Annotated in this window: 21 protein-coding genes and 1 pseudogene; 7 read left to right on the top strand and 15 right to left on the bottom strand. The window is 70.9% G+C overall.

Annotated elements, in window-relative coordinates:
* Positions 1-220: 220 nt before the first annotated feature.
* The 3 genes from EZH22_RS08555 to EZH22_RS08545 form a co-directional block, all read right to left on the bottom strand.
* On the bottom strand, positions 221-1,582 hold the full coding sequence (locus tag EZH22_RS08555; RefSeq protein WP_203196462.1) for a S41 family peptidase: 1,362 nt from the start codon (positions 1,580-1,582) through the stop codon (positions 221-223).
* A complete protein-coding gene (locus EZH22_RS08550; protein ID WP_203195235.1) occupies positions 1,579-2,979 on the bottom strand; it encodes a murein hydrolase activator EnvC family protein in 1,401 nt (466 codons plus the stop codon). The genes EZH22_RS08555 and EZH22_RS08550 overlap by 4 nt, the downstream gene beginning before the upstream one ends.
* A gap of 167 nt (positions 2,980-3,146) precedes the next feature.
* On the bottom strand, positions 3,147-5,030 hold the full coding sequence (locus EZH22_RS08545; protein WP_231711380.1) for a M3 family oligoendopeptidase: 1,884 nt from the start codon (positions 5,028-5,030) through the stop codon (positions 3,147-3,149).
* A gap of 212 nt (positions 5,031-5,242) precedes the next feature.
* Between EZH22_RS08545 and EZH22_RS08540 the strand changes: the two genes are divergently transcribed.
* The 3 genes from EZH22_RS08540 (at position 5,243) to EZH22_RS08530 (ending at position 9,847) form a co-directional block, all read left to right on the top strand.
* A complete protein-coding gene (locus EZH22_RS08540; RefSeq protein ID WP_231711379.1) occupies positions 5,243-5,935 on the top strand; it encodes a response regulator in 693 nt (230 codons plus the stop codon).
* Positions 5,936-6,061: 126 nt separating this feature from the next.
* Complete coding sequence (locus EZH22_RS08535) at positions 6,062-8,008, top strand: L,D-transpeptidase family protein (protein WP_203195234.1); 1,947 nt, start codon at positions 6,062-6,064, stop codon at positions 8,006-8,008.
* Between the two features lie 360 nt (positions 8,009-8,368).
* Positions 8,369-9,847 (top strand): DUF882 domain-containing protein, encoded by a 1,479-nt coding sequence (locus EZH22_RS08530; protein ID WP_408647685.1) that lies wholly within the window; start codon positions 8,369-8,371, stop codon positions 9,845-9,847.
* A 114-nt stretch (positions 9,848-9,961) separates the two neighbouring features.
* Here EZH22_RS08530 and EZH22_RS08525 read toward each other — a convergent pair whose 3' ends face one another.
* Complete coding sequence (locus tag EZH22_RS08525) at positions 9,962-10,225, bottom strand: DUF2312 domain-containing protein (RefSeq protein ID WP_231711378.1); 264 nt, start codon at positions 10,223-10,225, stop codon at positions 9,962-9,964.
* Between the two features lie 273 nt (positions 10,226-10,498).
* Between EZH22_RS08525 and EZH22_RS08520 the strand changes: the two genes are divergently transcribed.
* Together EZH22_RS08520 and EZH22_RS08515 are read left to right on the top strand one after the other, a co-directional pair.
* Positions 10,499-11,455 carry a DMT family transporter gene (locus EZH22_RS08520; RefSeq protein ID WP_231711377.1) on the top strand — a complete coding sequence of 319 codons (957 nt, stop codon included), beginning with the start codon at positions 10,499-10,501 and terminating at the stop codon, positions 11,453-11,455.
* A 35-nt stretch (positions 11,456-11,490) separates the two neighbouring features.
* On the top strand, positions 11,491-12,030 hold the full coding sequence (locus EZH22_RS08515) for a DUF1036 domain-containing protein (RefSeq protein ID WP_203195233.1): 540 nt from the start codon (positions 11,491-11,493) through the stop codon (positions 12,028-12,030).
* A 102-nt stretch (positions 12,031-12,132) separates the two neighbouring features.
* Here EZH22_RS08515 and EZH22_RS08510 read toward each other — a convergent pair whose 3' ends face one another.
* From EZH22_RS08510 to EZH22_RS08485, 6 genes are all read right to left on the bottom strand, one after another.
* On the bottom strand, positions 12,133-12,840 hold the full coding sequence (locus tag EZH22_RS08510) for a tetratricopeptide repeat protein (protein WP_231711376.1): 708 nt from the start codon (positions 12,838-12,840) through the stop codon (positions 12,133-12,135).
* Positions 12,841-12,989: 149 nt separating this feature from the next.
* Positions 12,990-13,115, bottom strand: a complete 126-nt coding sequence (gene ykgO / locus EZH22_RS08505; RefSeq protein WP_012114086.1) for a type B 50S ribosomal protein L36 — start codon at positions 13,113-13,115, stop codon at positions 12,990-12,992.
* A 162-nt stretch (positions 13,116-13,277) separates the two neighbouring features.
* Positions 13,278-13,760, bottom strand: a complete 483-nt coding sequence (gene rlmH, locus EZH22_RS08500; protein WP_203195232.1) for a 23S rRNA (pseudouridine(1915)-N(3))-methyltransferase RlmH — start codon at positions 13,758-13,760, stop codon at positions 13,278-13,280.
* A 134-nt stretch (positions 13,761-13,894) separates the two neighbouring features.
* Entirely contained in the window at positions 13,895-14,290 is a 396-nt protein-coding gene (rsfS, locus tag EZH22_RS08495) for a ribosome silencing factor (protein ID WP_408647727.1), read from the bottom strand.
* A 76-nt stretch (positions 14,291-14,366) separates the two neighbouring features.
* Positions 14,367-15,074, bottom strand: a complete 708-nt coding sequence (locus EZH22_RS08490) for a nicotinate-nucleotide adenylyltransferase (protein ID WP_408647684.1) — start codon at positions 15,072-15,074, stop codon at positions 14,367-14,369.
* Complete coding sequence (locus EZH22_RS08485) at positions 15,071-16,312, bottom strand: glutamate-5-semialdehyde dehydrogenase (protein ID WP_231711507.1); 1,242 nt, start codon at positions 16,310-16,312, stop codon at positions 15,071-15,073. The genes EZH22_RS08490 and EZH22_RS08485 overlap by 4 nt, the downstream gene beginning before the upstream one ends.
* Before the next feature lie 287 nt (positions 16,313-16,599).
* Between EZH22_RS08485 and EZH22_RS08480 the strand changes: the two genes are divergently transcribed.
* Positions 16,600-17,094 (top strand): hypothetical protein, encoded by a 495-nt coding sequence (locus EZH22_RS08480; RefSeq protein ID WP_203195230.1) that lies wholly within the window; start codon positions 16,600-16,602, stop codon positions 17,092-17,094.
* An 81-nt stretch (positions 17,095-17,175) separates the two neighbouring features.
* Here EZH22_RS08480 and EZH22_RS08475 read toward each other — a convergent pair whose 3' ends face one another.
* From EZH22_RS08475 to EZH22_RS08455, 5 genes are all read right to left on the bottom strand, one after another.
* Complete coding sequence (locus EZH22_RS08475; protein WP_203195229.1) at positions 17,176-18,072, bottom strand: hypothetical protein; 897 nt, start codon at positions 18,070-18,072, stop codon at positions 17,176-17,178.
* Between the two features lie 147 nt (positions 18,073-18,219).
* The gene (proB, locus tag EZH22_RS08470; protein WP_203195228.1) at positions 18,220-19,362 is read right to left on the bottom strand and encodes a glutamate 5-kinase; all 1,143 of its coding nucleotides are present in this window, start codon (positions 19,360-19,362) and stop codon (positions 18,220-18,222) included.
* Positions 19,363-19,387: 25 nt separating this feature from the next.
* On the bottom strand, positions 19,388-19,576 hold the full coding sequence (locus tag EZH22_RS31690) for a type II toxin-antitoxin system VapC family toxin (protein ID WP_408647683.1): 189 nt from the start codon (positions 19,574-19,576) through the stop codon (positions 19,388-19,390).
* A gap of 40 nt (positions 19,577-19,616) precedes the next feature.
* Positions 19,617-20,654, bottom strand: a complete 1,038-nt coding sequence (obgE, locus tag EZH22_RS08460) for a GTPase ObgE (RefSeq protein ID WP_203195227.1) — start codon at positions 20,652-20,654, stop codon at positions 19,617-19,619.
* A 61-nt stretch (positions 20,655-20,715) separates the two neighbouring features.
* Positions 20,716-21,528 (bottom strand): amidohydrolase family protein, encoded by an 813-nt coding sequence (locus EZH22_RS08455; RefSeq protein WP_231711375.1) that lies wholly within the window; start codon positions 21,526-21,528, stop codon positions 20,716-20,718.
* A 394-nt stretch (positions 21,529-21,922) separates the two neighbouring features.
* Between EZH22_RS08455 and EZH22_RS08450 the strand changes: the two are divergent.
* A pseudogene (locus EZH22_RS08450) lies at positions 21,923-24,096 on the top strand (primosomal protein N').
* Positions 24,097-24,107 lie beyond the last annotated feature (11 nt).

Here is a 24,107-nt window from a genome sequence, read left to right as displayed (position 1 = left end):
TGCGCCGGTGGCGCGTTGGGACGAATTGAGCAAGCCCTGTGCCAAGGCGGGCGGAAGGACCACGGGTCGGGCCCGTCACTGCGGCGCAGCCATCTTGCCCGCGAAAACGGCAGCGCCCCGAAACGAAAGATGCCCCGTCCGATGGCTCGGACGGGGCATCTGCACAAGTCGTAGGCAGCGCAACCCTTGCGCCGCTGGCCGGCCGGAGCCGGCTCCGGCCTCAGTTGGCCTTGGTGGACTTGTTGGCGGGGTTCGCCGGGTAGGCGGCGTTCTTCACGTCGCCCTTCATCAGCTCCACCGCCAGCTTGAGCTGGCTGTCGTTCTTCGGGTCCGGCGGCACGTAGGCCGGCGAGCCGGTCTGCTCGTCTTCGCCGTTCTTCAGGTGGCCCTTCAGGGAGGCCTCGCCGCGGGTGGCGTCGGCGGCGCCGCCGAGCTTCGCCTTGAGGTCGTCCGGCAGGTCCTGCACCAGCACGATATCCGGATCGATGCCCTTGGCCTGGATGGAGCGGCCCGAGGGCGTGTAGTAACGGGCGGTGGTCAGCTTCAGGGCGCCGTTCGAGCCGCCCGGCCCGAGCTTGATCACGGTCTGCACCGAGGCCTTGCCGAAGGTGCGCGAGCCGATGATGGTCGCGCGCTTGTGGTCCTGGAGGGCACCGGCCACGATCTCGGACGCGGAGGCCGAGCCGCCGTTCACGAGCACGATCACCGGCACGCCCTTGGTCACGTCACCGCCGCGCGCATTGAAGCGCTGCGTGTCGTCCGGGTTGCGGCCACGGGTGGTCACCACCTCGCCGCGGTTCAGAAACACGCTCGACACCTCGACCGCCTGGTCGAGGAGGCCGCCGGGATTGTTGCGCAGGTCGATGATGAAGCCGCGCAGCTTGTCCGCCCCGATCTTGGCGGTGAGGTTGCGGATGGCCTCCTTGAGGATCTCGGTGGTCTGCGCGCTCTGGAAGGTGTTGATGCGGATGTAGCCGATGTCGTCGGCCTCGACCCGCGAACGCACCGTCTGGATCTTGATGGTGTCGCGGACGATCTTGAGCTCGACCGGCTTGTCCATGCCCTTGCGCTGGATGGTGAGCGTGATGGGGGTGTTCACCGCCCCGCGCATCTTGTCCACCGCCTCGTTCAGGGTCATGCCCTGGACCTGGTCGGAATTGAGCTTGGTGATGAGGTCGCCGGCCATCACGCCGGCCTTGGCGGCGGGGCTGTCCTCCATGGGGGACACCACCTTCACCAGGCCGTCCTCCATGATCACCTCGATGCCGAGGCCGCCGAACTCGCCGCGATTCTGCACCTCCATGTCCTGATGGCTCTTCTGATCCATGTAGGACGAATGCGGGTCGAGCGACTGGAGCATGCCGTTGATGGCGGCCTCGATCAGCTTGCCGTCATCGGGCTTCTCGACATAGTCCGAGCGCACGCGCTCGAACACTTCGCCGAACAGGTCGATCTTCTGGTAGACGTCGGACGACGACGCCCCCGATGCGATGCCGATGAAGGCCCGTGGCTGAACCGCGGCAACGGCCACGAGGGCACCCGCCGCAACGCCGAAGAGAAATAGAGACGTACGACGCATTATCCACGTACCTTCTGGCTATCCGTTGCCGCCCACCAGGGGGAGGGGTCGATCGAGACTCCGTCTTTGCGGAACTCGACATACAATTGGGGCTGTCCCGTGGCCACAGCAGCGCCTTGTGCGGGCGAACCCTGTGCAGGCGAACCCTGTGCCGGCGCACCCGGCCCGCCGGCACCGCGCACCGGCGCCGCCGGGGAACGCGAGGCGCTGCCCATCACCGCCACCGGCTCGCCCGCCAGGACGAACTGGCCGAGCTCGACGGTGATCCGTTCCATGCCTGCCATGAGGATATGGTACCCGCCGCCCGCGTTGATGATCAAGAGTTGCCCGTAGCTTCGGAACGGTCCGGCATAGACCACCCACCCGTCCGCGGGCGCGCTCACCGGGGCACCGGCACGGGTGGCGATGGTGAGGCCCTTCTCGTTGCCGCCGACCGTGTCCGGCGCCCCGAAGCTGCGCAGCGTCACCCCGGCGACCGGTAGCGGCAGCAAGCCTTTAGCCTGGGAGAATGCAACGGCGGGAGTGATGCGCGCCGGATCCTTCAGCGCCGCGAGGTCGGGTTTCGCCACTTCCGGCGGGCGGGCGACGGCATTTGCCGCATCCGCCGCGCGGGCGGCCGGGGCCACCTCGCTCTCCAGCCGGGTCACGAGATCGTGCACGTCGGCGGTGGCCTTGGCCAGCTGGTCGGCCTGCGCCTTCTCGGCCGGCGGCACCGGGTGCTCCTCCGCCTGGCGGCGCTGACGTTCCGTCACCAGGGCCGCGAGGCGCCGCCCGTCCTCCTCCAGCTCGCCGCGCAGGCGGGTCAGCGCCTCGCGGGAGGAGGCGAGCTCGGTGCGCACCCGCGCGAGTTCCGACAGGTCGGACGCCAGCGTCTCCGCCTCCACCCTGAGCTCGGGCAGGAGGGCGCCGAGGAGGATGGCCGAGCGCACCGCGTCGAGCGCGTCGTCCGGGCGCATCAGCAAGGCCGGCGGCGGCTCGCGGCCCATGCGCATGAGCGCCGCCAGCACCTGGGCCAGCACGCCGCGCCGCTTGAGAAGGGAGGCGGACAGCTCGGTGGCGGACTGGTCGAGTACCGTGATGCGCCCTTCCACGTCCGTGAGCTGCTGTTCCACGCCACGGCTGCGGGTGGCGGTCTCCAGCAGCATCTGGTTGAGGCGGCCGCGATCGCCCTTCGCCGCGTCGAGGTCGGCCCGCAGGCGCGCCTGCGCCTCCTGGGCGCCGCGCACGTCGCTCTTCAGCGCATCCGTATCGATGCCGGTGCGGTTGGGCACCGGCTGCGGCAATGGCGCGACGGGCAATGGCGTGGCGGGCGGAGAGGCCGACTGCGCGCGCGCCACCGTCGCCGCCGGCACGCAGCCGGCGAGCACCGCGCACAGGAACAGGGCGGCCCTTGAGGTCATGGCCCCATCCTTGAGGCCGCATGGTTTAGGACTGGTAAAGCCGCGCCCGCGCTCCCGGGAGCTTTCCGCATCGCGCATGCTCCCGGGCTTCGGCTCGGCGCATCTTCTTGCTGCGGGCCGGCATCCGCCCCGCCCGGACATGCGCCCGGCAGGGCCGCCCGCAGGCGTCAGCCCTCCATGCTTTCCAGCTCGGTGATCATCCGGTCGATGAGCGAGAGGCCGGTCTGCCAGAAGGCCGGGTCGCGCGCATCAAGGCCGAAGGGGGCGAGCAGCTCGGCGTGGTGCCGGGTGCCGCCGGCCGACAGCATTTCAAGATAGCGCTCGGCAAAGCCGTCCGCCGCCTTCTCGTAGACCGCATAGAGCGAGTTCACCAGGCAATCGCCGAACGCATAGGCGTAGACGTAGAAGGGCGAGTGGATGAAGTGGGGGATGTAGGTCCAGAAGGTCTCGTAGCCGGCGCTCAGGTGGATGGCCGGGCCGAGGCTCTCGCTCTGCACCTGCATCCAGATCTCGCCCACCTTCTCCGACGTCAGCTCGCCCTGCCGGCGCTCGGTGTGGACGTTGCGCTCGAAGGTGTAGAAGGCGGTCTGGCGCACCACCGTGTTGATCATGTCCTCCACCTTCTGCGCGAGCATGATCTTGCGCGCCCGCGGGGTCTCGGCACCGGCGAGCAGCCGGCGGAAGGTGAGCATCTCGCCGAAGACGGAGGCGGTCTCGGCCAGCGTCAGCGGGGTCGGCGCCATCAGCGCGCCCTGGCGGGCCGCCAGCACCTGGTGCACCCCGTGGCCGAGCTCGTGGGCCAGCGTCATCACGTCCCGCGGCTTGCCCTGGTAGTTGAGCAGCACGTAGGGGTGCGCCGACGGCACGGTGGGATGGGCGAAGGCGCCGGGCGACTTGCCGGGCCGCACCGGGGCATCGATCCAGGACTTGTCGAAGAAGGTGCGGGCGATGTCCGCCATGCGCGGCGAGAAGGTGCCGTAGGCTTCGAGCACCGTGTCCCTCGCCTCGCTCCAGCCGATGTCCCGGCTCTCCACCTTCGGCAGCGGCGCGTTGCGGTCCCAGAATTCCAGCTTTTCCTTGCCGAACCAGCGCGCCTTCAGCGCGTAATAGCGGTGCGACAGGCGCGGATAGGCGACGCGGATCGCCTCCACCATGGCGTCCACCACCTCCTTCTCCACCCGGTTGGCGAGGTGGCGGGAGGAGGCGACATCGGGAAAGCCGCGCCAGCGGTCGGAGATTTCCTTGTCCTTGGCCAGCGTGTTGGTGATGAGGGTGAACAGGCGCAGGTTTTTGCCGAAGGTCTCCGCCAAGGCGAGGCCGGCGGTCTTGCGCACCTCCTCCTTGGGGTCCTGCATCAGGTTCAAGGTGGGCTCGATGGCGAGCTCCTGCCCGTCCACCTGAAAGCGCAGGGAGGAGATGGTCTCGTCGAACAGCCGGCTCCAGGCGCTGCGGGAGGGATTGGCCTTCTCGTGGAACAGCTGCTCGATCTTGTCGTCGAGCTGGTAGGGCTTGTCCTTGCGCAGGTCCTCGATCCACGGGCGGTAATGCCCCAGCGCCGGGTCGGCCATGGCGGCTTCCAGCGCCGCGTCGTCGAGCCGGTTCAGCTCCAGGGTGAAGAACAGGAGATGGGTGGAGGCGTCGGTGAGGCGCTCCTGGATGTCGCCGTAGAACTTGGCGCGGGCGGCGTCGGACGTGTCGCCCGCATAGACGAGGCTGCCATAGGAGGCGATGCGGCCGATGAGGTCGTCGATCGCCTCGTAGCGCTTCACCGCCGCGGCCAGGATGCCGCCCGCGTCAGGCCCGGCCAGCAGATCCGCGAGCTTGCCCTTGAAGGCCTGCTCGAACGCGGTGCACTCGGCATCGGCCGCCATCAGGTCCGCTTCCAGCAGCGGCGAATCCATGGCCGGGTAAAGGTCCGAGAGGTTCCACTCGGGCAGGCGCTCGGCCGCCTCGGCGGTGGCGGAGACGGTCGCCGGCGCGGCGCGGCAGAGGCGGGCAAAGGCGTCGTGAAAATCCGGCGAACGATGCGGCAGCGGGAACGAACGAAACATGGGACCTCCGCAAACGGGGGCGGCGCACCGACGGCGCCGGGCTCGGGGGACAAAATCGCCGCATTGGGCCTGCGCCGCAAGCGGCCCGACCCAGGTTGCCCGACCCAAGCTGCCCGACGAACACGGCCGGCGCGAGGCTCAGGGCTTGTTAACCATCTCCCGCCCAAGCTCCGCAGCGAATCCCTCCCGCCCGGTGCTCCGTCACAGCCCTGATGCCGCTTTCCATCCTCATCGTCGAAGACGATTCGCTCGAGGCCGCCCGTCTCGAAACCGCTCTCTCCCGCAAGGGTTACCGCTGCGTCCTGGCCGACGACGGCGACGGCGCGCTCGCGCGCCTGTCGCTCGAGCGGTTCGACGCCGTGCTGCTGGACCTTGTGCTGCCCGGCCTCGACGGCATGGGGGTGCTGCGCCGGATGTCGGCGCGGGGCCTCGCCGTGCCCGTGGTGGTGCAGGTGACGCCGGCCGGGCTCGATGCCGCCGCCGACGCCATCCGCGCCGGAGCCCGCGATTTCGTGGTGAAGCCCGCCGGCGCGCTGCGGCTGGAAGTGGCCCTCGCCAACGCCATCGCGCTCGGGCGGGCGGCGCGTCCCGAGGCGGAGATCCGGACCGGCACGGTGGTGCCGTTCGCGCCTCCGGCCGCGCCCGCCGCACCGGGCGACGCGGCGCAGGAGCACGCCTTCGCCCTGCTCGAATCGGCCGGGCACGTGCGCCGCCTGGAGCAGATCGAGGCGGAAGCCATCCGCTTCGCCTGCCACCTGTATGGCGGCCGCCTCACCGAGGCGGCGCGCCGCCTCGGCATCGGCCGCTCCACCCTCTACCGCAAGCTGGCGGAGATCGAGCACGGTGCGGTAGGCGAAGACCTCCCCGCGGAACCTTTGGCACCGCGGTTTGTTGCCGCAGAGTGACAGACGATGAAAAGCCCGTGTCAGCGCGGCTTTGTGAGTTGATCGGACGAACGGGTCACGGCACGAAGCAAGCGCGGGGATCTTGAGCGCAAGCATACGAGCGCAAGGGCGGGCGAGGAGAAGACCATGGGGTTCGGACCAGAGGACGAGACGACGGCGGGCACCCTGTGCCGCCTGCTCCGCGCCGGAGTCATCGGCATGTCGGTCGCCACCCTCGGGCTCGCGCCGGCCCGCGCCGAGCAGCCCGATCCGCCGCACGCCATGCCCGTCACCGCCGATGCCGGCATGGGGACGGACGACGCGCCGCGTCCCGGATCCGCCGCCGACCTGCCGCTGACCACCCCGCTGCCGCCCCTCGCCACCTCGACCGCGCAGACCCATTCGACCGCGCCGGCCACCCCGCCCGCCGCCGCTCCCGCATCCGCGCCCCAGGCGAGCGCGCCGGCTCCGGTGCGCGGCGGCGTCGACGCCGCCGGCGACGGCGCGGCCGCCACGGCCTCCGCCCCTGAGACTGCACCCCCCGCCGCACCGCCGGCGCCGGTGGTGGCCGAAAGCCCGCTCGCCCCCATCGCCGGGAGCATCGCCAGCCTCCTGGCCACGCCCGACCACCTCGGCGCCGCCAAGAAGGAGCAGGACGCGCTGGTCACCTTCTACGGCGCGCGGCAGAACATGCCCGTGTTCGTGGACGACAAGGGCGTCGACGCCCGCGGCAAGGCGGTCATCGCCCGCCTCGGCGCGGCGGCGGAAGACGGGCTCGACCCGGCCGACTATGCCGTCCCGGCGCCCCGGGCGGCGGCCGATGCCAGCGAGCTCGCCCGGACCGAGCTGAAGCTCGCCGTGGCCGCCCTCACCTATGCCCGCCACGCCCAGTCGGGCCGCTTCGACCCGAACCGCATTTCGGCGCTGGTCACCCCGGTGCGCGACATCCCCGACCCGACGGCGATCCTCACCAAGGTGGCCTATGCGCCGGACGCCAACGCGGCGCTCGCCTCCTACAACCCGCCCCATGCCGGCTACAAGGCGCTGAAGGCGCAGCTCGCCAAGGTGACCGGGCAGACCACCCCCGGCATCGTCGCCATCGCATCCGGCCCGCAGATCCGCCCCGGCGCCAGCGACGCCCGCATCCCCGCGTTGCGCGCCCGCCTCGGCCTCACCACCGGCGTGCCCGGAGACCTCGTCTACGACCGGCAGCTCGCGGACGCGGTCAAGGCCTACCAGGAGACGGTGAGCATCAAGCCGACCGGCATCGTCGGCCCCTCGACCCTCGCCGCCCTGAACGAAGGCGCCAATCCCGGCGGCGGCAGCCTGAAGGCGGACGTGATCGCCAACATGGAGCGCTGGCGCTGGCTGCCGCGCGACCTCGGTCAGACCTACGTGATGGTCAACATCCCGGAATTCATGGTCCGGATCTTCGAGGACACGCGCCGGATCCACGAGACGCGGGTGGTGGTGGGCAAGCCGCAGACCCCCACCCCGCTCCTCACCCGCGAGATGCAGTACATCGTGGTCAACCCGGCCTGGAACATCCCGCCGAGCATCGCCCGCAACGAGATGATGCCGCTGCTGCGCTCGGACCCCTCGGCGCTGAGCCGCCGCGGCATCCAGGTGGTGCGCAACGGCTCGGGCGGCTACTCCTTCCGCCAGGCGCCGAGCGAGCGCAATGCCCTGGGGCGCATCAAGTTCATGTTCCCCAACGACCACTCGGTCTATCTGCACGACACCCCGTCCAAGGCGCTGTTCCAGAACGACCGGCGCGCCTACAGCCATGGCTGCGTGCGCGTCTACGAGCCGCTCAAGTTCGGCGAGGTGATCTTCAATCTCGGCCTGCCCGGCGACAACTGGACCGAGGGGCGCATCTCCAAGATGTTCGGCTCCTCCGAGCGCTACATCAACCTCAAGCAGCGCTTCCCGGTGCACATCGTCTATTTCAACGTGGTGTTCGACGATGCCGGCCGGCTGGTGACGCGCGAGGACCTCTACGGCATCAATGCCGATGTGAAGACCCGGCTCGGCCTCGACGGCCGCAAGCGAATCGCCGAAGGCGGCAGCGCCTCGGCGCCGAAGCCGCGCTGAACCCGCGAATGCCGGCGGCGCGCGACGCGGGGCCGGCACATATCTTCAAATGATTGATTTTACGTGACTTCCCCTGAGCTCGACCGTCGCCTTGTGCGACGGCGTGCCGCGCCGGACCCCACACACCCGCACCGCTTCGCGCTTGCCTGAGGCCGCTGCGCCACAGGCCGGGGCACGTTTTCGCCACACTCGGCCGATAGTCACGGAGCCGTGACCGGTGTGCGAAAGAAGTTTCGTGCCCGGGCGCATGGGGGCGCGGGGTGTCAACGCACCCTTAACCGAACCCGACAAGACTCCGGTCCTATAGCGCCGCGGCAACAGTCGCGGCGTCCATGAAATCTGAGCCTCGGGTTCGAGACATTGGCCATCCGACACGCCCTCGACACCGTCCGATCCATGCGCCGCAACGGTGCGCCGGCACTGCGGGCGGCCGCCATCGGAACGAGCCTGCTGATCGCCGGCACCTCGTCGCTGCAGACGGCGGTGGCCAACGGCGACACCCGCACCATCACCCTGCACCACACCCATTCGGGCGAGGACGGTACCTTCACCTTCAAGAAGAACGGCCGCTACGACCCCGAGGCGCTGGCCAAGCTCAATCATTTCCTGCGGGACTGGCGCAACCAGAAGTCCACCCAGATGGACCCGCAGCTGTTCGACATCGTCTGGGAGGTCTATCGCGAGACCAACGCCTCCGCCCCCATCCAGATCGTCTCCTCCTACCGCTCGCCCGAGACCAATTCCATGCTGCGCTCGCGCAGCCGCGGCGTCGCCAAGTTCTCCCAGCACATGCTGGGCAAGGCCATGGACTTCTACATTCCCGGCGTGAACCTCACCGACCTGCGCGTGGCCGGCCTGCGGCTCCAGCGCGGCGGCGTCGGCTTCTATCCCACCTCGGGCTCGCCCTTCGTGCACATGGACACCGGCAACGTGCGCCACTGGCCGCGCATGAATCACGACCAGCTCGCCCGCGTCTTCCCGGACGGCAAGACCGTGCACGTGCCCTCCGACGGGCGCCCGCTCTCCAACTACAATGCCGCGGTCGCCGAGCTTCAGGCCCGAGGCTCCAAGCCCGGCGTCGCCGTCGCCTCCGCCGGCGGCAAGAACTTCCTGGCCAGCCTGTTCGGCCGCAAGGACGCGGACGACGAGGAAAGCGGCGCGGAGAACGCCACGGCATCCGCTTCGGCCCCCGAGCCCGCCGCTCCCGCCCCGGCGCGCGAGGGCGCCCCGAGGACCCAGCTCGCCGCCCTGGCGCCGCTGCCCCCGTCGCGGCCGGCGGAAATCGCGGCCGGCGCGATGCTGGCGAGCCAGGCCAGCTCCGGCGTTCCCGTCCCCTTCCCGCAGCGCCGTCCGGCCGAGGCCGAGCAGGAGCGCAATGCGCGCGTCGCCAGCCTCGCCTCGGCCATGGCACCGCTGCCGCCGGTCATCACCCGGGGGACGCAGGCGCGCGGAGCCGGCGCCGACACGCCGGCGCTCAGCTATGCCGCGGCGCGCGTCGCCGGCGACAACATGGGGGATCTTCTCGGCAACGCCCGGTTCCTCGCCGGCGGCCTCATGGCCCAGGCGGCCGAGGAACCGGCCCCGGCCGGCCGGCCGCGGGGCGCCCGCGGCGGCACGGAGCTCGCGGCCGGACGCATGTTCCTGTCGACCAGCGTCTCGTCCCAGTCCTATTTGCGCAGCCCCGAGGTGCGCAGCCTCGCCGAGCTGATGGAACCGCCCCACGACGTGACCCCTGCGGTCTACGCCATGACCTTCTCCATGCAGCCGACGCCGGGCGACGTGTGGCCCGACCTGCGCGGGGGCGGCCTGCGCGGCGTGGCGATCACCCAGCGCATGTGAGACCGCCGCCGCCCGGCATCGGCCGGACGGGGACGGGAGCATTTTTGCGATTCACCGAACCGGAAAAATGCTACATGTCATTGATTTAACGCGCCTTCTCCACTCGAAGACGCTCTAGACGAAGATGCCCAGCGCCTGGAGATAGAGATCCACGATGGCCTCGTGCTCCTTGCGCTCGTCCACGTCTTCCTTGCGGATCTTCAGGATGGCGCGCAGCGCCTTCACATCGAAGCCGTTGGCCTTCGCCTCGGCGAACACGTCCTTGATGTCGTCGGCGATGGCCTTTTTCTCCTCCTCAAGGCGCTCGATGCGCTCGATGAAGGACTTGAGCTGCTCCTTGGCAAAGCCCGCGGGGGCATCTGACACGTCTTCCGCCACCTGGCCTCTCTCCTCGTACGGGGCGCGGGCGGGCACGGGCGAAGCCGGCCGCGGGACGCGCGAAACATCGGTGGGAGCCGTCCGCCTGCCGCGACGCGCCTGCACGCCGCCGCATCCGCCCGGCTCCCGGTCGGGCGTCGATAGAGGCGCCCCGCAGGCGCCCCGTCAAGGACGCGTCCCCGTTTTCCACGCAACGGCGCACAGGCATCGCTGCGCAACCCGGTCCCGCTACCCCTTCCCCACCCCGTACCGCCCCTGCCGGTGACACCGATCGTGACGCCCGCCCCCTACCGGCTCGCCTTCGGCATCGCCACGCTTGCGCTCGGCGCCTTCGCCATGGGCGCCTCGGTGCTGTTCGTGCGGCAGGCGGATGTCGGCCCTTTCGCCAGTGCCTTCTGGCGCGTGGCGCTGGCCTTGCCCGTGCTCGCCGCATGGACCGCCCTCGCCGAGGGGCGCAGCGCCTTTCGCGTGGATCGCGCCTCGTCCCTCGCCGGGACCTTCTTCGCCGGCGACCTATTCTTCTGGCACCTCGCCATCCTGGGCACGAGCGTGGCCAACGCCACCGCCCTCGCCACCACGTCTCCGGTCTGGGTCACCGCCTTCGCCGTGCTAGTGCTGCGCCAGAGGGTGTCACACTCCGGCTGGGCCGGGCTGCTGCTGTGCCTCCTGGGTGCGGCGGCGCTGGTGGGCCAGAGCTGGCACTTCGATCCGGGCCACCTGCCGGGCGATGCCGCGGGCCTCGCCACCGCCGTTTTCTTCGCCGGCTATTTCCTGGCCATCGGCCGGGCGCGGCGGGTGCGGGGCGCGGCGGCGGTATCGCTGGTCTCCACCGCCGTCACCGCCGCCATCCTCCTGGCCGTCGCCTTGGCGCTGGAGCCGACCCTGTGGCCGGCGAGCGCCGCCGGCATGGCCTCACTCCTCGCGCTCGCCCTGGTCTCGCAGGTGGGCGGACAGGGATTGCTGGCGGTGGGGCTCGCCGCGGTGCCGCCGGCCTTCGGCGCACTGGTCTTCTTCCTGGAGGTGGTGTCGGCGGCGGCCCTCGGCGCGCTGCTGCTCGGCGAACCCCTGTCGCCCCTGCAGATGCTGGGCGGCGCGCTGATCGTGGCCGGGCTGGTGGTCGCCCGCCCGCGCCGCCCAAAGCCCGCCACCCAAAGCCCGCCACCCAGAGACCCGGCCGCCTCGATAGCGCCCGGATCGCCCCTCACACAACGCGACCCCGGCCGGCATTGACGGGACGGGATCGGAAAGGCACACACGCTCCTACCATGTCCTTCTGCTTCGACGGCATGATCGCGACGACGTCCCTGCACCGCGCGACCGCGCGCCGGGCCAGCCTTTGGCGCGCGCTGGCCGTGGCCGTGGCCTGCGCGGTCGGCTGCGTCGCCCTGCCCGCCACGGCCTCCGCTGAGCTGCGCCTGTGCAACCGCACGCAGAGCCGCGTCGGCATCGCCATGGGCTACAATGACGGCAGCGGCTGGACCACGGAAGGCTGGTGGAACGTGGCCGCGAACACCTGCGAGACGCTGGTGCGCGGCGACCTCTCGGCCCGCTTCTTCTACCTCTACGCCGTGGACTACGACCAGGGCGGGGAGTGGACCGGCAAGGCCTACATGTGCACGCGGGAAAAGGAATTCACCATCCGCGGCAACCAGGACTGCCTGGTGAGCGGCTACGACCGCACCGGTTTCTTCGAGGTGGACACCCAGGAGCAGAAGTCCTGGACGGTCCAGCTCACCGAACCCGCCCGCAAGCCGGCCCAGGCCACGGCACCGCAACCGCCCGCCGTGCCCGCGCGCCGGCCCTGACACGGAGGGCCCTGACACGGAGGGCCCTGAAATTCTCGTTGAGATCTTCGGCCAGATCTTCGGCCGGGATCATCCCCCAAGGCGTCGCCGGACAGGCGCCCGTCAGAGGGGCCGGCCTTCCACCTTCACCGTGAGCTGCCGCTCAAGCTCGGCCGCCCCGTCGAGGCGCGGATTGACCGCCAGCGCCCGGCGCACCGCCTGCAGCGCGTGCTGGTCGTCGTCGAGCTCGCGGAAGATCAGCGCAAGGCCGTAGAGCATGGCGAAATGGCGCGGCTCGCGCGCCAGCACCTCGCGGATATCGAGAATGGCCGCGCTGTAGTCGTCGCGCATGTAGAGGATGGTCGCCCGCTTGCTCAGCGCCCCGATATAATCGGGCTCAAGCACGATCACCTGGTCGAGCAGCTGGAGGGCGAGATCGAACTGCTTGGCCTCGGCGGCGGCGTTGGCGCGGATCATCAGCATATCGGCGGTGGGGCTGCCGGAATCGGTGAAGATCTGTTCGAGCCGGTCGGCGATCATCTTGGAGCTGCGATCGTCGGGAGCAACCTTCAGCGCGGCGAACAGGCCTTCGAGCTGGGTGCGCTTGTCCTTGGGCAGGCGAGGACGAGCCGCCTCGGACGGTGCCCCGGGCGCGGCCTGCTGCGGGGCAGACGGCACCCTGTCGCCACGCGGCGCCTGCGCCATGGCAGCCTCCGCCGCAAGCAGCAGCGGAAGGCCGAGCAGCGCCGTGCGCCAACCACGGCGACGGCCGCTCCGGCGCGCGGCGGCGGCGGGGAATAGGTGATGGGGCGGCGTGTCCTCGGCGCTCATGGCAGGAGTGTCCGACCAAGCGCCGGCCGCGTCAACTCACCCGCGCGCAAGCGGGCGGCCCGGCAGATCACATCGGGGAGAAGACCCCGGCCCGGCGCCCCGAACGGGGCGCCCGTGCGGCGCGGAAACGCCATCCGCACCCGGCTGCATCAGCCCTGGCGGGCCTTGTAGCGCTTCTGGGTCTTGTTGATGATGTAGACGCGGCCCTTGCGGCGAACCAGGCGGTTGTCGCGGTGGCGCCCGAGCAGCGACTTCAGGGAATTGCGGATCTTCATGACAAACTCGCTTCGGCCGACCGCGGCGCGCTTACCGCGCGGCCCATCGACACTCTAGGTGCTGGATAGAGCCGGCGTGATAAGGGGCGGCGGGCGCGATGTCAACAAAGGCGGCGCCTCGGATCGAGCGCGGCGGCCCGGCCACCGGTTCGCGCGCGCCCCTCAGGCCCGGTGATAGGGGTGCCCGGACAGGATGGTCACGGCGCGGTAGATCTGCTCGGCCAGCATCACCCGCACCAATTGATGGGGAAAGGTGGCGGTCCCGTAGGCGATGAGCACGCTCGCCTTCTCCCGCACCGCCGGGGCGAGCCCGTCGGCGCCGCCGATGACGAAGGCGAGGGCGGCAAGGCCGCCGTCCCGCTGCGCCGCCACGCGCGCGGCGAAATCCTCGCTCGACAGGTTCCGCCCGCGGGGATCAAGCACCATCAGCCCCGCCCCTGGCGGCAAGGCGGCGAGCAGCGCCGCCCCCTCCTCCGCTATGCGGTCCTCGGGGCGGCGGGCGGCGGATTCGGGGATCTCGACCATGTCGCAGGCGCCGAGGCCGAGGGGCCGTCCGGCGGGGCGGATGCGCTCCAGGTAGCGCGTGACGAGGTCGCGCTCGGCCCCGGCTTTCAGCCGGCCGACACAGGCGAGGACGAGGCGCACGGCGTCTAGGGCGTTTTCAAGCGAAAGGGATCCCGGTCCGCGCCGGGACGACGCGATCCGTCACGACGCGATCAATCATGCCCCGACGCACCCTCCCGCTTCGTGGAAGCGCGACAGTGCTCGGGCGGCGCGCGTCAGGCGCGGGTTCCGGACCACATCTTCTCGATGTTGTAGAAGCTGCGGACCTCGGGCTGAAAGACGTGCACGATCACGTCGTTCGCATCGATGAGCACCCAGTCGCAGGCCGGCTGGCCCTCGACGCGCACGTGCTTGATCCCCGCCGCCTTGAGCGCCTCGATGAGGTGCTCGGCGATGGCGCCCACATGCCGCTGCGAGCGGCCGGAGGCAATCACCATGTAATCGGCGATGGAGGTCTTCCCGCGCAGGTCGATGGAGACGATGTCCTCGGACTTGTCGTCGTCCAGCCGAGCTGTGACGAGGGCGAGAATCTCCGCAGCGTCGGGATACGCCTCGGAGACCGTGGCGGGTGCCGAAATGTCAGCGGCCGCCAGAAGAGCCGTTGTGGACAGGGGTCCAGATCCTCTTGATGAAGGCGACGGTCCAAACCGTCGCACCCCCATAGAATGCAGGTAAATCAACGAATTTTCAAGAAGTTTGGCGCAGCCCCCGCCCCAGGCCCCCGGACGCCACCCCTCGCGCGGCGCGGATTCCCGTTGAAGACATGGGGGATTTCAGCCCGTGCAGGAACACCCAGGCCGGCGGATCGAGGTCCGCGAGCACCTTGGCGTCGCTCTCGTCGATGCGGTAGGGCGCCAGCGCCCGCGCCGCCACCGAGGCCGTCGCGGCGAGGCTGTTGCCCATGCGGTCCACCACCGCGATGGGCATGAGGTCGGCGATGGCGCGCCAGCGCTGCCAGCGGTCGAAACGGGCGAGGTTGTCCGCGCCCATGATCCACACGAAGCGCACCGTGGGCAGGCGGCGGACGAGATAGGCCATTGTGTCGTAGCTGTAGCGCACGCCGAGCGTGGCCTCGAAGCCGGTGACGTCGATGCGCGGATGGCGTGCCACCGCCCGCGCCACCGCCACGCGCTCCTCCAGGGGCGGCAAGGCCCGGTTGTCCTTCAGCGGATTGCCCGGCGTCACCAGCCACCACACCCGGTCGAGACCGAGCCGGCGCATGGCGAGAAGGCTCGCGGCGCGATGGGCGCCGTGGGCCGGGTTGAAGCTGCCGCCGAACAGGCCGACACGCAGGCCCGGAGTCACCCACGGCAGGTGGCGGGCCGCGCGCGGGCTGACCCCGCCGGCCCGCGCCGGGTCCGCGACCGTCCCATCCCGCGCGGCGGCAGAACTCACGGGCGCGTCTGCCCGGAACCGTGGATGCGGTACTTGAAGGAGGTGAGCTGCTCCGCCCCCACCGGGCCGCGCGCGTGCATGCGGCCGGTGGCGATGCCGATCTCCGCGCCGAAGCCGAACTCGCCGCCGTCGGCGAACTGGGTGGAGGCATTGTGCAGCACGATGGCGGAATCCACCTCCGCCAGGAAGCGCTGCGCCGCCGCATCGTCCTGGGTGACGATGGAATCGGTATGGTGGGAGCCGTGCGCCTCGATATGGGCGATGGCGTCGGCGAGCCCGTCCACCACCTTGGCGGCGATGATGGCGTCGAGATACTCGGTGTCCCAGTCGGCATCGCTGGCCGGCCTCACCCGCGCGTCCACCGCCTGCACGGCGGCATCGCCCCGCACCTCGCAGCCGGCGGCGATGAGCATCTCCACGAGGGGCTCCAGGTAGGTGCCGGCGACGGCCCGGTCCACCAGCAGCGTCTCCGCCGCCCCACACACGCCAGTGCGGCGCATCTTGGCGTTCAGCACCACGGACTTGGCCATGTCGAGGTCGGCGGCCTTGTCCACATAGACGTGGTTGATGCCGTCGAGATGGGCGAAGACCGGCACCCGCGCGTCGCTCTGCACCCGGGCGACGAGGCTCTTGCCGCCGCGCGGCACGATCACGTCCACATTTCCGTCGAGGCCCGCCAGCATGTGGCCCACGGCGGCGCGGTCGGCCACGGCGACGAACTGCACCGCATCCTGCGGCAGGCCCGCCGCCGCCAGCCCGGTGACGAAGGCCCGGTGGATGGCGCCGGATGTGGCGAGGCCATCGGAGCCGCCGCGCAGGATCACCGCATTGCCGGCGCGCAGGCAGAGCGCGGCGGCGTCCGCCGTCACGTTGGGCCGGCTTTCATAGATGACGCCGATGACGCCCAGCGGCGTGCGCACGCGCTCGATGACCATGCCGTTGGGCCGGGTCCAGCGCTCGGTCACCTTGCCCACGGGATCGGGCAGGGCGGCCACCGCCTCGACCCCCTCGGCCATGGCCTCGATGCGGGCGGGCGTGAGGGTGAGGCGATCGAGGAAGGAGCCGGTCATGCCGTCCACCTTCGCCTTGGCCACGTCGCCCGCATTGGCGGCGAGGATCTCGGCGGCGGCGGCGCGGATGGCGGCGGCGGCGGCAAGAAGCGCCTGCGTCTTCACCTCGGGCTCCGCCAGGGCAAGCGTGCGCGCGGCGGCGCGGGCGCGCCGGCCCATGTCCAACATGTAGGCATCAAGCGCCGCCCCGGCGCCGGCCGGCGGCACGGACCGGTCCGCGGCGGCGGAAACATCGGTTCGGGCGGCGGAGGCGGTGGCCATGGGGGGTCTCGCTGGCAGAAAGGACGGATCCGCCCGGAAACCCAGGCGGGAGGCTTTCCCTAGCACGATGCAAGGGGATTGCGACAGATCCGTGCCGCCGGCCTCATGCACCGTCACCTCTCGGACTTGTCAGGACAAGCCGGCGCAAAGGGTGGCAAGGATAGGCCATCGCCGTCTTCGGGAACCGACCGCCCATGCGCACCGCGCTTCTTCTGGGTCTTCTGGGCCTTCTCGTCCTGCCGGGCCCGGTTGCCGCCGGCGATGCCGACATTCCGCAGGCGCGGGCGCGGGCGGCGACCGGCGGCGGCACCATCGCCGAGGCAACCCTCGCCGGCCCCGCCGACCGCACCGGGCACGTGGTTCCCGGGGCGCCGGCGGAGGCATCGCGGCTCGTGGTGCGCATGCACGACGGGCGGGTGCTGGACTTCAGCCTGCCCGGCGGCGAGATGTTCGAGGACCTCGCGCCGCGCATCGCCGACCTCGACGGCGACGGGGTGGCCGACCTCGCCATCCCCAGCTTCGACCGCAGGCGCCTGCGTTTCCTGTCGTTCAGGGGCGGGGTGCACGAGATCTCTTCCCCGCCCCTGCCCACGGCGGCGGTGACCGATTTCGGCCTGTTCACGATGAACGGAAAGCCCGCCGTGGAAGTGGGCCTCGCCGACGGCGCGCACGCGCGGCTGGCGCCCTGAGAGGGCGAGCGGGCGCTCAGGCGGGGCGCCCGGTTCAAGGATCCGGAGCAGGTGACCGATGCCGGGAAACGGGGAAATGCCCTAGGTGCCGGGCGTGCCGTCGCGCAGGTGCAGGTAGGACAGGGACAGGAAGGCGCAGATGAAAACGGTGTTCACCGGATAGCTGAGACCCATGACGAGCGCCGCCGCCGCGACCAGGGCGAACGGCGTGTCGGGATTGGCGAACGGGGTGAGGGAGATGGCCTCATCGCCGGCCAGGGGCGGGACCGGCAGGAGATACGGCAGGAAGCTCATCTGCAGCGGCATCATGAGGGCGCCGATTCCCATCCCGATCACGGCGGTGATGAGGAACATGCATCCCAGCATCCGCCAGGTGTTGCCCCGACCGAGGCGCCAGACCTTTCGCCAGGACAGGGTACGACCCAGAGCCCGCGACGGCAGCCGCAGCAACAGGCGCTGGATCGCCAGAACCGCCAGCACCCACCAGGCGAAGAAGGCAAACACCACGACGCCGGAAGGGCCCGGGCCTGTGCCCGTCCACCGGCCCAGGACCGCATGCACTCCGGCGAGGGCGGCGAGGCTGGCAATGCCGGCAAGCATCAGCAAGAGGACGTCGAAAACATAGCCGAACGCCCGGCTCCCACCGCGCCCCAGCGTCGCCCCGTCAAGGCCGGCGGATCCCCGCAGCACCTCGTTATGGGTGACGAGGGCAAGCACCACGAGCGACACGCTGTAGGCCGGGACGGCCGCGAAAAGCACCAGGATCGGCCACGGATCGACCCTGCTTCCCAGTCGCAGGGGAAAGAAATGCTGAAAGATCAGGATGAAGGCAAACGGAACGACAGCGTAGGCAATGACCATCAGCCAGTGCCTGCGGGCAACCACCAGGCCCCATTGGAGCGAAAGCGTCGCCGTCGATACCACCGGCAGCTTCACGCGTTCGCTTCTGCCCGCCTCGCTCACGTCTTCGTCGCTCATGCCCGCCTCGCCCGACCCGGAGCGACGCGCAGCGTGGGCGCCGGCCCGCCCCTTCAACCGTCGCAGGCACAACCGGTATGCGAGGGCGCGCAACCTGTCGAGTCAAATCCAGGCATTACCTAACGGTAAGTGATTGCGGAATAATGACTACTCCACCCCGAGCGCCATGTCGTCCCGGTGCACCATCTCCGAGCGGCCCTTCACCCCGAGCAGGGTTTCGATCTCGGAGGTGGAGCGGCCCATGATGCGGGCGGCGTGGGTGGAATCGTAGGCCACCAGCCCGCGCCCCACCTCGGCCCCGTCCGGCCCGCGCAGCACCACCGCGTCGCCGCGGTCGAACACGCCCTCGATGCGCTTCACCCCGGCCGGCAGGAGGCTGGCGCCCCGGCGCAGCGCCGCCACGGCACCCTCGTCCAGATGCAGCGTGCCGCGCGGCTCCAGCGCCCCGGCGATCCAGCTCTTGCGCGCGCGCACCGGGTTCGCCGAGGTGAGGAACCAGGTGCAGCGTCCGCCGTCCATGATGCGCTTGAGCGGGTTCTTCACGTGCCCGGAGGCGATCACCATGTGGGTGCCGGCGGAGGTGGCGATCTTGCCCGCCTCGATCTTGGTGCGCATGCCGCCGCGCGACAGCTCGGAGCCCGCGTCGCCGGCGATGGCCTCGATCTCGGCGCCGATGCGCGCCACCACCGGGATCAGGGTGGCCGAGGGATCAAGGGCCGGCGGGGCGGTGTAGAGCCCGTCGATGTCGGAGAGCAGCACCAGGAGATCGGCGCTCGCCATGGTGGCGACGCGGGCGGCGAGGCGGTCGTTGTCGCCGTAGCGGATCTCGGTGGTGGCGACCGTGTCGTTCTCGTTGATGATCGGCACGGCCCTCAGCTCCATCAGCCGCGCCAGGGTGGAGCGGGCGTTGAGGTAGCGCCGGCGCTCCTCGGTGTCGCCCAGGGTCAGCAGCACCTGGCCGGCGGTGATGCCGTAATGGTTCAGGGTCTGCGCCCAGGTGCGCGACAGGGCGATCTGCCCCACGGCGGCGGCGGCCTGGCTGTCCTCCAGCTTCAGGGCGCCCGGCGGCAGGCCGAGCACGGTGCGCCCGAGGGCGATGGCGCCGGAGGACACCACCATCACCTCGCAGCCGGTGGCATGCAGGGCGGCGATGTCCTCCACCAGCGAGGTCAGCCAGGCGAGCCGCACCCGCCCATGCTCCCGATCCACGAGGAGCGCCGAGCCCACCTTGACGACGATGCGGCGGAAATCGGAGAAGGCGGGCGTCTGCCCGGAAACCTGCGAGGCCATGGACGTCTTTGCAACCGGAAGGCACTCAGACAGGCAGGACGCGCCCGTCGGTGCGGGAAAAGTCATCCCCCTTGAAGAGGAGCGGCGCGTCATGCGCCTTGGCGACGGCATAGGCCATGCAGTCGCCAAAGTTCAAGCCCGCCGGACGCCGCCCCTTGCCGAAGCGGTCGAAGGCAAGGCACGCGATCTCATGCATCTTCGGAGAGAATGCCACCGGACGCCGGTCGATCTGAATGTCGATCCGCGCTAGGCCTTCAGGGGCGCCATCCCTCCCGCGGAGCGGCCTCTTCCTTCTCCACGCCGCGCGCCTCCACCACCACGGCGAGCAGCGCCCGCAACGCCTCCTGCACCCCCTGGCCCGACTGGGCGGAGAGCAGCAGCGGCGTCTTCTTCGCGGCGCGCTTCAGCCGCTCCTTCTGCTGCTTGAGCAGCTCGGGGGAGAGCGCGTCGACCTTGGAGAGGGCCACGATCTCCGGCTTCTCGTCGAGGCCGTTGCCATAGGCGGCAAGCTCCGCCCGCACGGTCTTGTAGGCCTTGCCGGCATGCTCGCTGGTTCCGTCCACCAGGTGCAGCAGCGCTCGGCAGCGCTCCACATGGCCGAGGAAGCGGTCGCCGATGCCCACCCCCTCGTGCGCGCCCTCGATGAGGCCGGGAATGTCGGCCAGCACGAACTCGCGCCCGTCCACCCGCACCACGCCGAGGCCGGGATGCAGCGTGGTGAAGGGATAGTCGGCGATCTTGGGCTTGGCCGCCGTGGTGGCGGCCAGAAACGTGGACTTGCCGGCATTGGGCAGGCCCACGAGGCCGGCGTCGGCGATCAGCTTCAGGCGCAGCCAGATCCAGCGCTCCTGGCCTTCAAGGCCCGGATTGGCGCGGCGCGGCGCCTGGTTGGTGGAGGTCTTGAACTGGGCGTTGCCGAAGCCGCCGTTACCGCCTTCCAGCAGCCGGATGCGCTGGCCCACCTCGGTGAGGTCGGCAAGGACGGTCTCCTCCGCCTCGTCGAGGATCTGGGTCCCGGCCGGCACCTTCAGCACCACGTCGGCGCCGCGGGCGCCGGTGCGGTTGGCGCCCTTGCCGTGGTCGCCCTTCTTGGCCTTGAAATGCTGCTGGTAGCGGTAGTCGATGAGCGTGTTCAGCCCGTCCACGCATTCGATCCACACGTCGCCGCCGCGCCCGCCGTCGCCGCCGTCGGGACCGCCGAACTCGATGAACTTCTCGCGCCGGAACGAGACGCACCCTGCCCCGCCATCGCCGGAGCGCACATAGACCTTGGCCTGATCGAGGAATTTCATGGCTTTGAGGTAGACGGGAGGCCGCACAAACGCAAGGGCGGCCGCGCCGGCCGGGTCAGCGCTACAGCTTCAGGATCCGCTCGGCGTTGCCGTGGCAGACCTTTTCGCGCACCCCCGGCGGGAGCGGCGCGGTCTCGATGAAGGCGGCGGCGGTGGGCGTGTCCTCATAGGGATAGTCCACGGAGAACATCACGTTGTCCTCCCCCATCGCGCCGATCGCGGCGGCGAGCGCGCCCGGATCGCAGACCCCCGAGGTGGTGACGGCGAAATGCCGCCTGATGATCGCCGAGGGCAACTGGTCCGGCGGCAGCGTCTCGCCGAGCCAGCACGCCCAGCGGCTGTCGAACCGCCACAGGAGATAGGGCAGCGTCTCGCCCATGTGGCCGAGGATCACCCGCGCCTTGGGAAAGCGCTTGAAGGTGCCGGCGAAGACCAGCCGCAAGGCGTGGCTCGCGGTGTCGGCGGTCCAGGCCCACACCGCGCCGTTGAGCTCCGGCCGGCCGGCGAACATGGCGGGCTGGTCCGCCATTTCGCCCGGGTGGAGGTAGATCGGCACATCGAGGTCGGCCGCCCGCTCCCAGAACGGCAGGAACCTGTCGGCATCCAGATAATGGCCGCCGGTCTGCCCGTTGATGAGGGCGCCCTTGAAGCCGAGCTGCTTGACGCAGCGCTCCAGCTCGTCCGCCGCGACGGCGGGATCCTGCATGGGCAGGTGGGCGAAGCCGGCATAGCGCTTCGGCTGCTTGCGCACCTCTCCGGCGAGGACATCGTTGGCCTGCCGGGCAAGACGGATGGCGGTGGCGGTGTCCTTCTCCGCCTGGACGCCCGGGGTGGTGACGGACAGCACGCACAGGTCGATCCCGGCCTTGTCCATGGTCTCCAGCCGCAGCCCCCGAAGTCCGCGAGCCGGCGCTCGATGTCGGCGAACAGCGCGTCGCTGCGGGTGGGCCGGGCCACGTCGCGCCGCGCCAGCTCCGGGGTGGTGAAGTGTTCTTCGAGCGCGACCTTGCGGATCGGCCCGTCCGCCCGCGCCTCGCCGCCGAAGGCCGGCGCCGCGGCGATGAGGGCGCCCGTCTTCAGGAGGTCGCGGCGCGCGAGCCCGCGGCCTCGCGACGGCCCGGCGCCGTCAACCTCGGTCGGGGAAGAAACCATGTGAGGCTCCATGGGGCGCGGCGCACCGCCCACGCTAGCCGCCGGCCGGACCGGGCGCAAACAGGTCCCGCCTTTCCGGCTTTGACCTTTTGCGCCGGCCGGACCAAAAGAGGAACATGAGCCCGCGCACCGTCGACGTCCTGCTCCCCCTCGGCCTCGACACCCCCTATTCCTACCTCCTCCCGGAGGGCATGATCCTCGCCCCCGGCGATCTCGTGCACGTGCCCCTGGGCGCGCGCGGCATCATCGGCTGCGTCTGGCCACGCGCCGGCACGGCGCCGCCGGTGGAGGCAAAGAAGCTCAAGGCGGTGAAGGCGAAGCTCGACTACGTGCCGCTGCCGCCGGACCTGATCAAGCTCGTCGACTGGATGGCCGACTACACCCTGGCCCCGCGCGGCATGGTGCTGCGCATGGCGCTGCGCCACGGGGAGAGCCCGGGCACGGCGCGCGAGCGGGTGGGGGTGCGCCTCGTCGGCACCAGCCCGCAGCGCATGACCGCCGCCCGCGCGCGCCTCATGGAGCTGCTGGCGGACGGCTTCGTGCGCGGCAAGACCGAGGCGGCGCGAGAGGCCGGCGTCTCCCCCTCGGTGGTGGACGGGCTGGTGGACGACGGCACGCTGGAGACGGTGGTGCTGCCCCCCGAGCCCGCCGCCTATCCCCCGGACCCGGACTTCGCGGTCCCGGCCCTGTCCGAGGCCCAGGACGCGGCGGCGCAGGTCATGAGCGCGGCGGTGAAGGCGCGCGGCTTCGGCGTGTTCCTGCTGGACGGCGTCACCGGCTCCGGCAAGACCGAAGCCTATTTCGAGGCGGTCAGCGAGGCGATCCGGGCCGGGCGGCAGGCGCTGATCCTGCTGCCGGAAATCGCCCTCACCCAGGCCTTCCTCGACCGCTTCACCACCCGCTTCGGGGTGAAGCCGGCCGAATGGCATTCCGGCGTCTCCACCCGCCGCCGCGCCCGCATCCTCAACGAGGTGGCCTCGGGACAGGTGAAGGTGGTGGCCGGCGCCCGCTCGGCCCTGTTCCTGCCGTTCCGCGACCTCGGCCTGATCATCGTCGACGAGGAGCACGACCCCGCCTACAAGCAGGATGACGGCGTCGCCTATCACGCCCGCGACATGGCGGTGGTGCGGGCGCGCCTTGCCGGCGCCCCCATCGTGCTGGCCTCCGCCACCCCCTCCATCGAGACCGAGGTGAACGCCCGGCGCGGCCGCTACCAGCGCCTCGCGCTGCCGGTGCGGTTCGGCGGGGCGAAGGTGCCCGGCCTCTCTCCCATCGACCTGCGCCGGGAAGGCCCGCCCAGGGGCCGCTGGATCGCGCCGCGCCTGGAAGGTGAGATCAACGACACGCTGGCGGCGGGCGGGCAGGCGCTGTTGTTCCTCAACCGGCGCGGCTATGCCCCGCTGACGCTCTGCCATTCCTGCGGGCACCGCATGCGCTGCCCCTCCTGCACCGCCTGGCTGGTGGAGCACCGCTTCCGCCGCCGCCTCACCTGCCACCATTGCGGCTACCAGGCACCGGTGCCGGAGGAATGCCCGGCCTGCCACGCCAAGGACAGCCTTGTTCCCGTGGGGCCGGGCGTGGAGCGCCTGCAGGAGGAGGTGCAGGCCCTCTTCCCCGCCGCCCGCTCCCTGGTCCTGTCCTCCGACCTGCTGGGCGGGGTCGAGCGCATGCGCGCGGAACTGGATGCGGTGGCCAAGGGCGAGGTGGACGTGGTGGTCGGCACCCAGCTGGTGGCCAAGGGCCACAACTTCCCCGGCCTCGCCCTCGTGGGCGTGGTGGATGCCGACGTGGGCCTCGGCCATGGCGACCCGCGCGCCGCCGAGCGCACCTTCCAGCTGGTGCACCAGGTGGCCGGGCGCGCCGGGCGCGGCAAGGCGGAGGGGCGCGGCTTCATCCAGACCCACATGCCGGAGCATCCGGTGATGCGGGCGCTGGTGACCGGCGACCGGGACGCCTTCTACGACACCGAGATCGCCGCCCGCGAGGAGGCCCGGCTGCCGCCCTTCGGCCGCATGGCGAGCCTCGTCATCTCGGCCAGCGAGGGCCATGCGGCGGAAGCCCATGCCCGCCGCCTCGCCGCGTCGGCGCCCCTGGTGCCGGAGGTGCGGATCCTCGGGCCGGCGGAAGCGCCGCTCGCGGTGCTGCGCGGCCGCCACCGCTGGCGCCTCCTGGTGCGCTCCCCCGCGCCTTCGACCTGTCGCGCTACCTGCGGGACTGGCGGGCGGTGGCGCCGAAGGTCACCGGCAACATCCGGGTGGCCATCGACGTGGACCCGCAGAGCTTCTTTTGAACCAGCGTCCG

It is taken from the genome of Xanthobacter dioxanivorans (assembly GCF_016807805.1).
Classification (GTDB): domain Bacteria; phylum Pseudomonadota; class Alphaproteobacteria; order Rhizobiales; family Xanthobacteraceae; genus Xanthobacter; species Xanthobacter dioxanivorans.
This window is presented reverse-complemented; position numbering and strand designations above follow the sequence as displayed.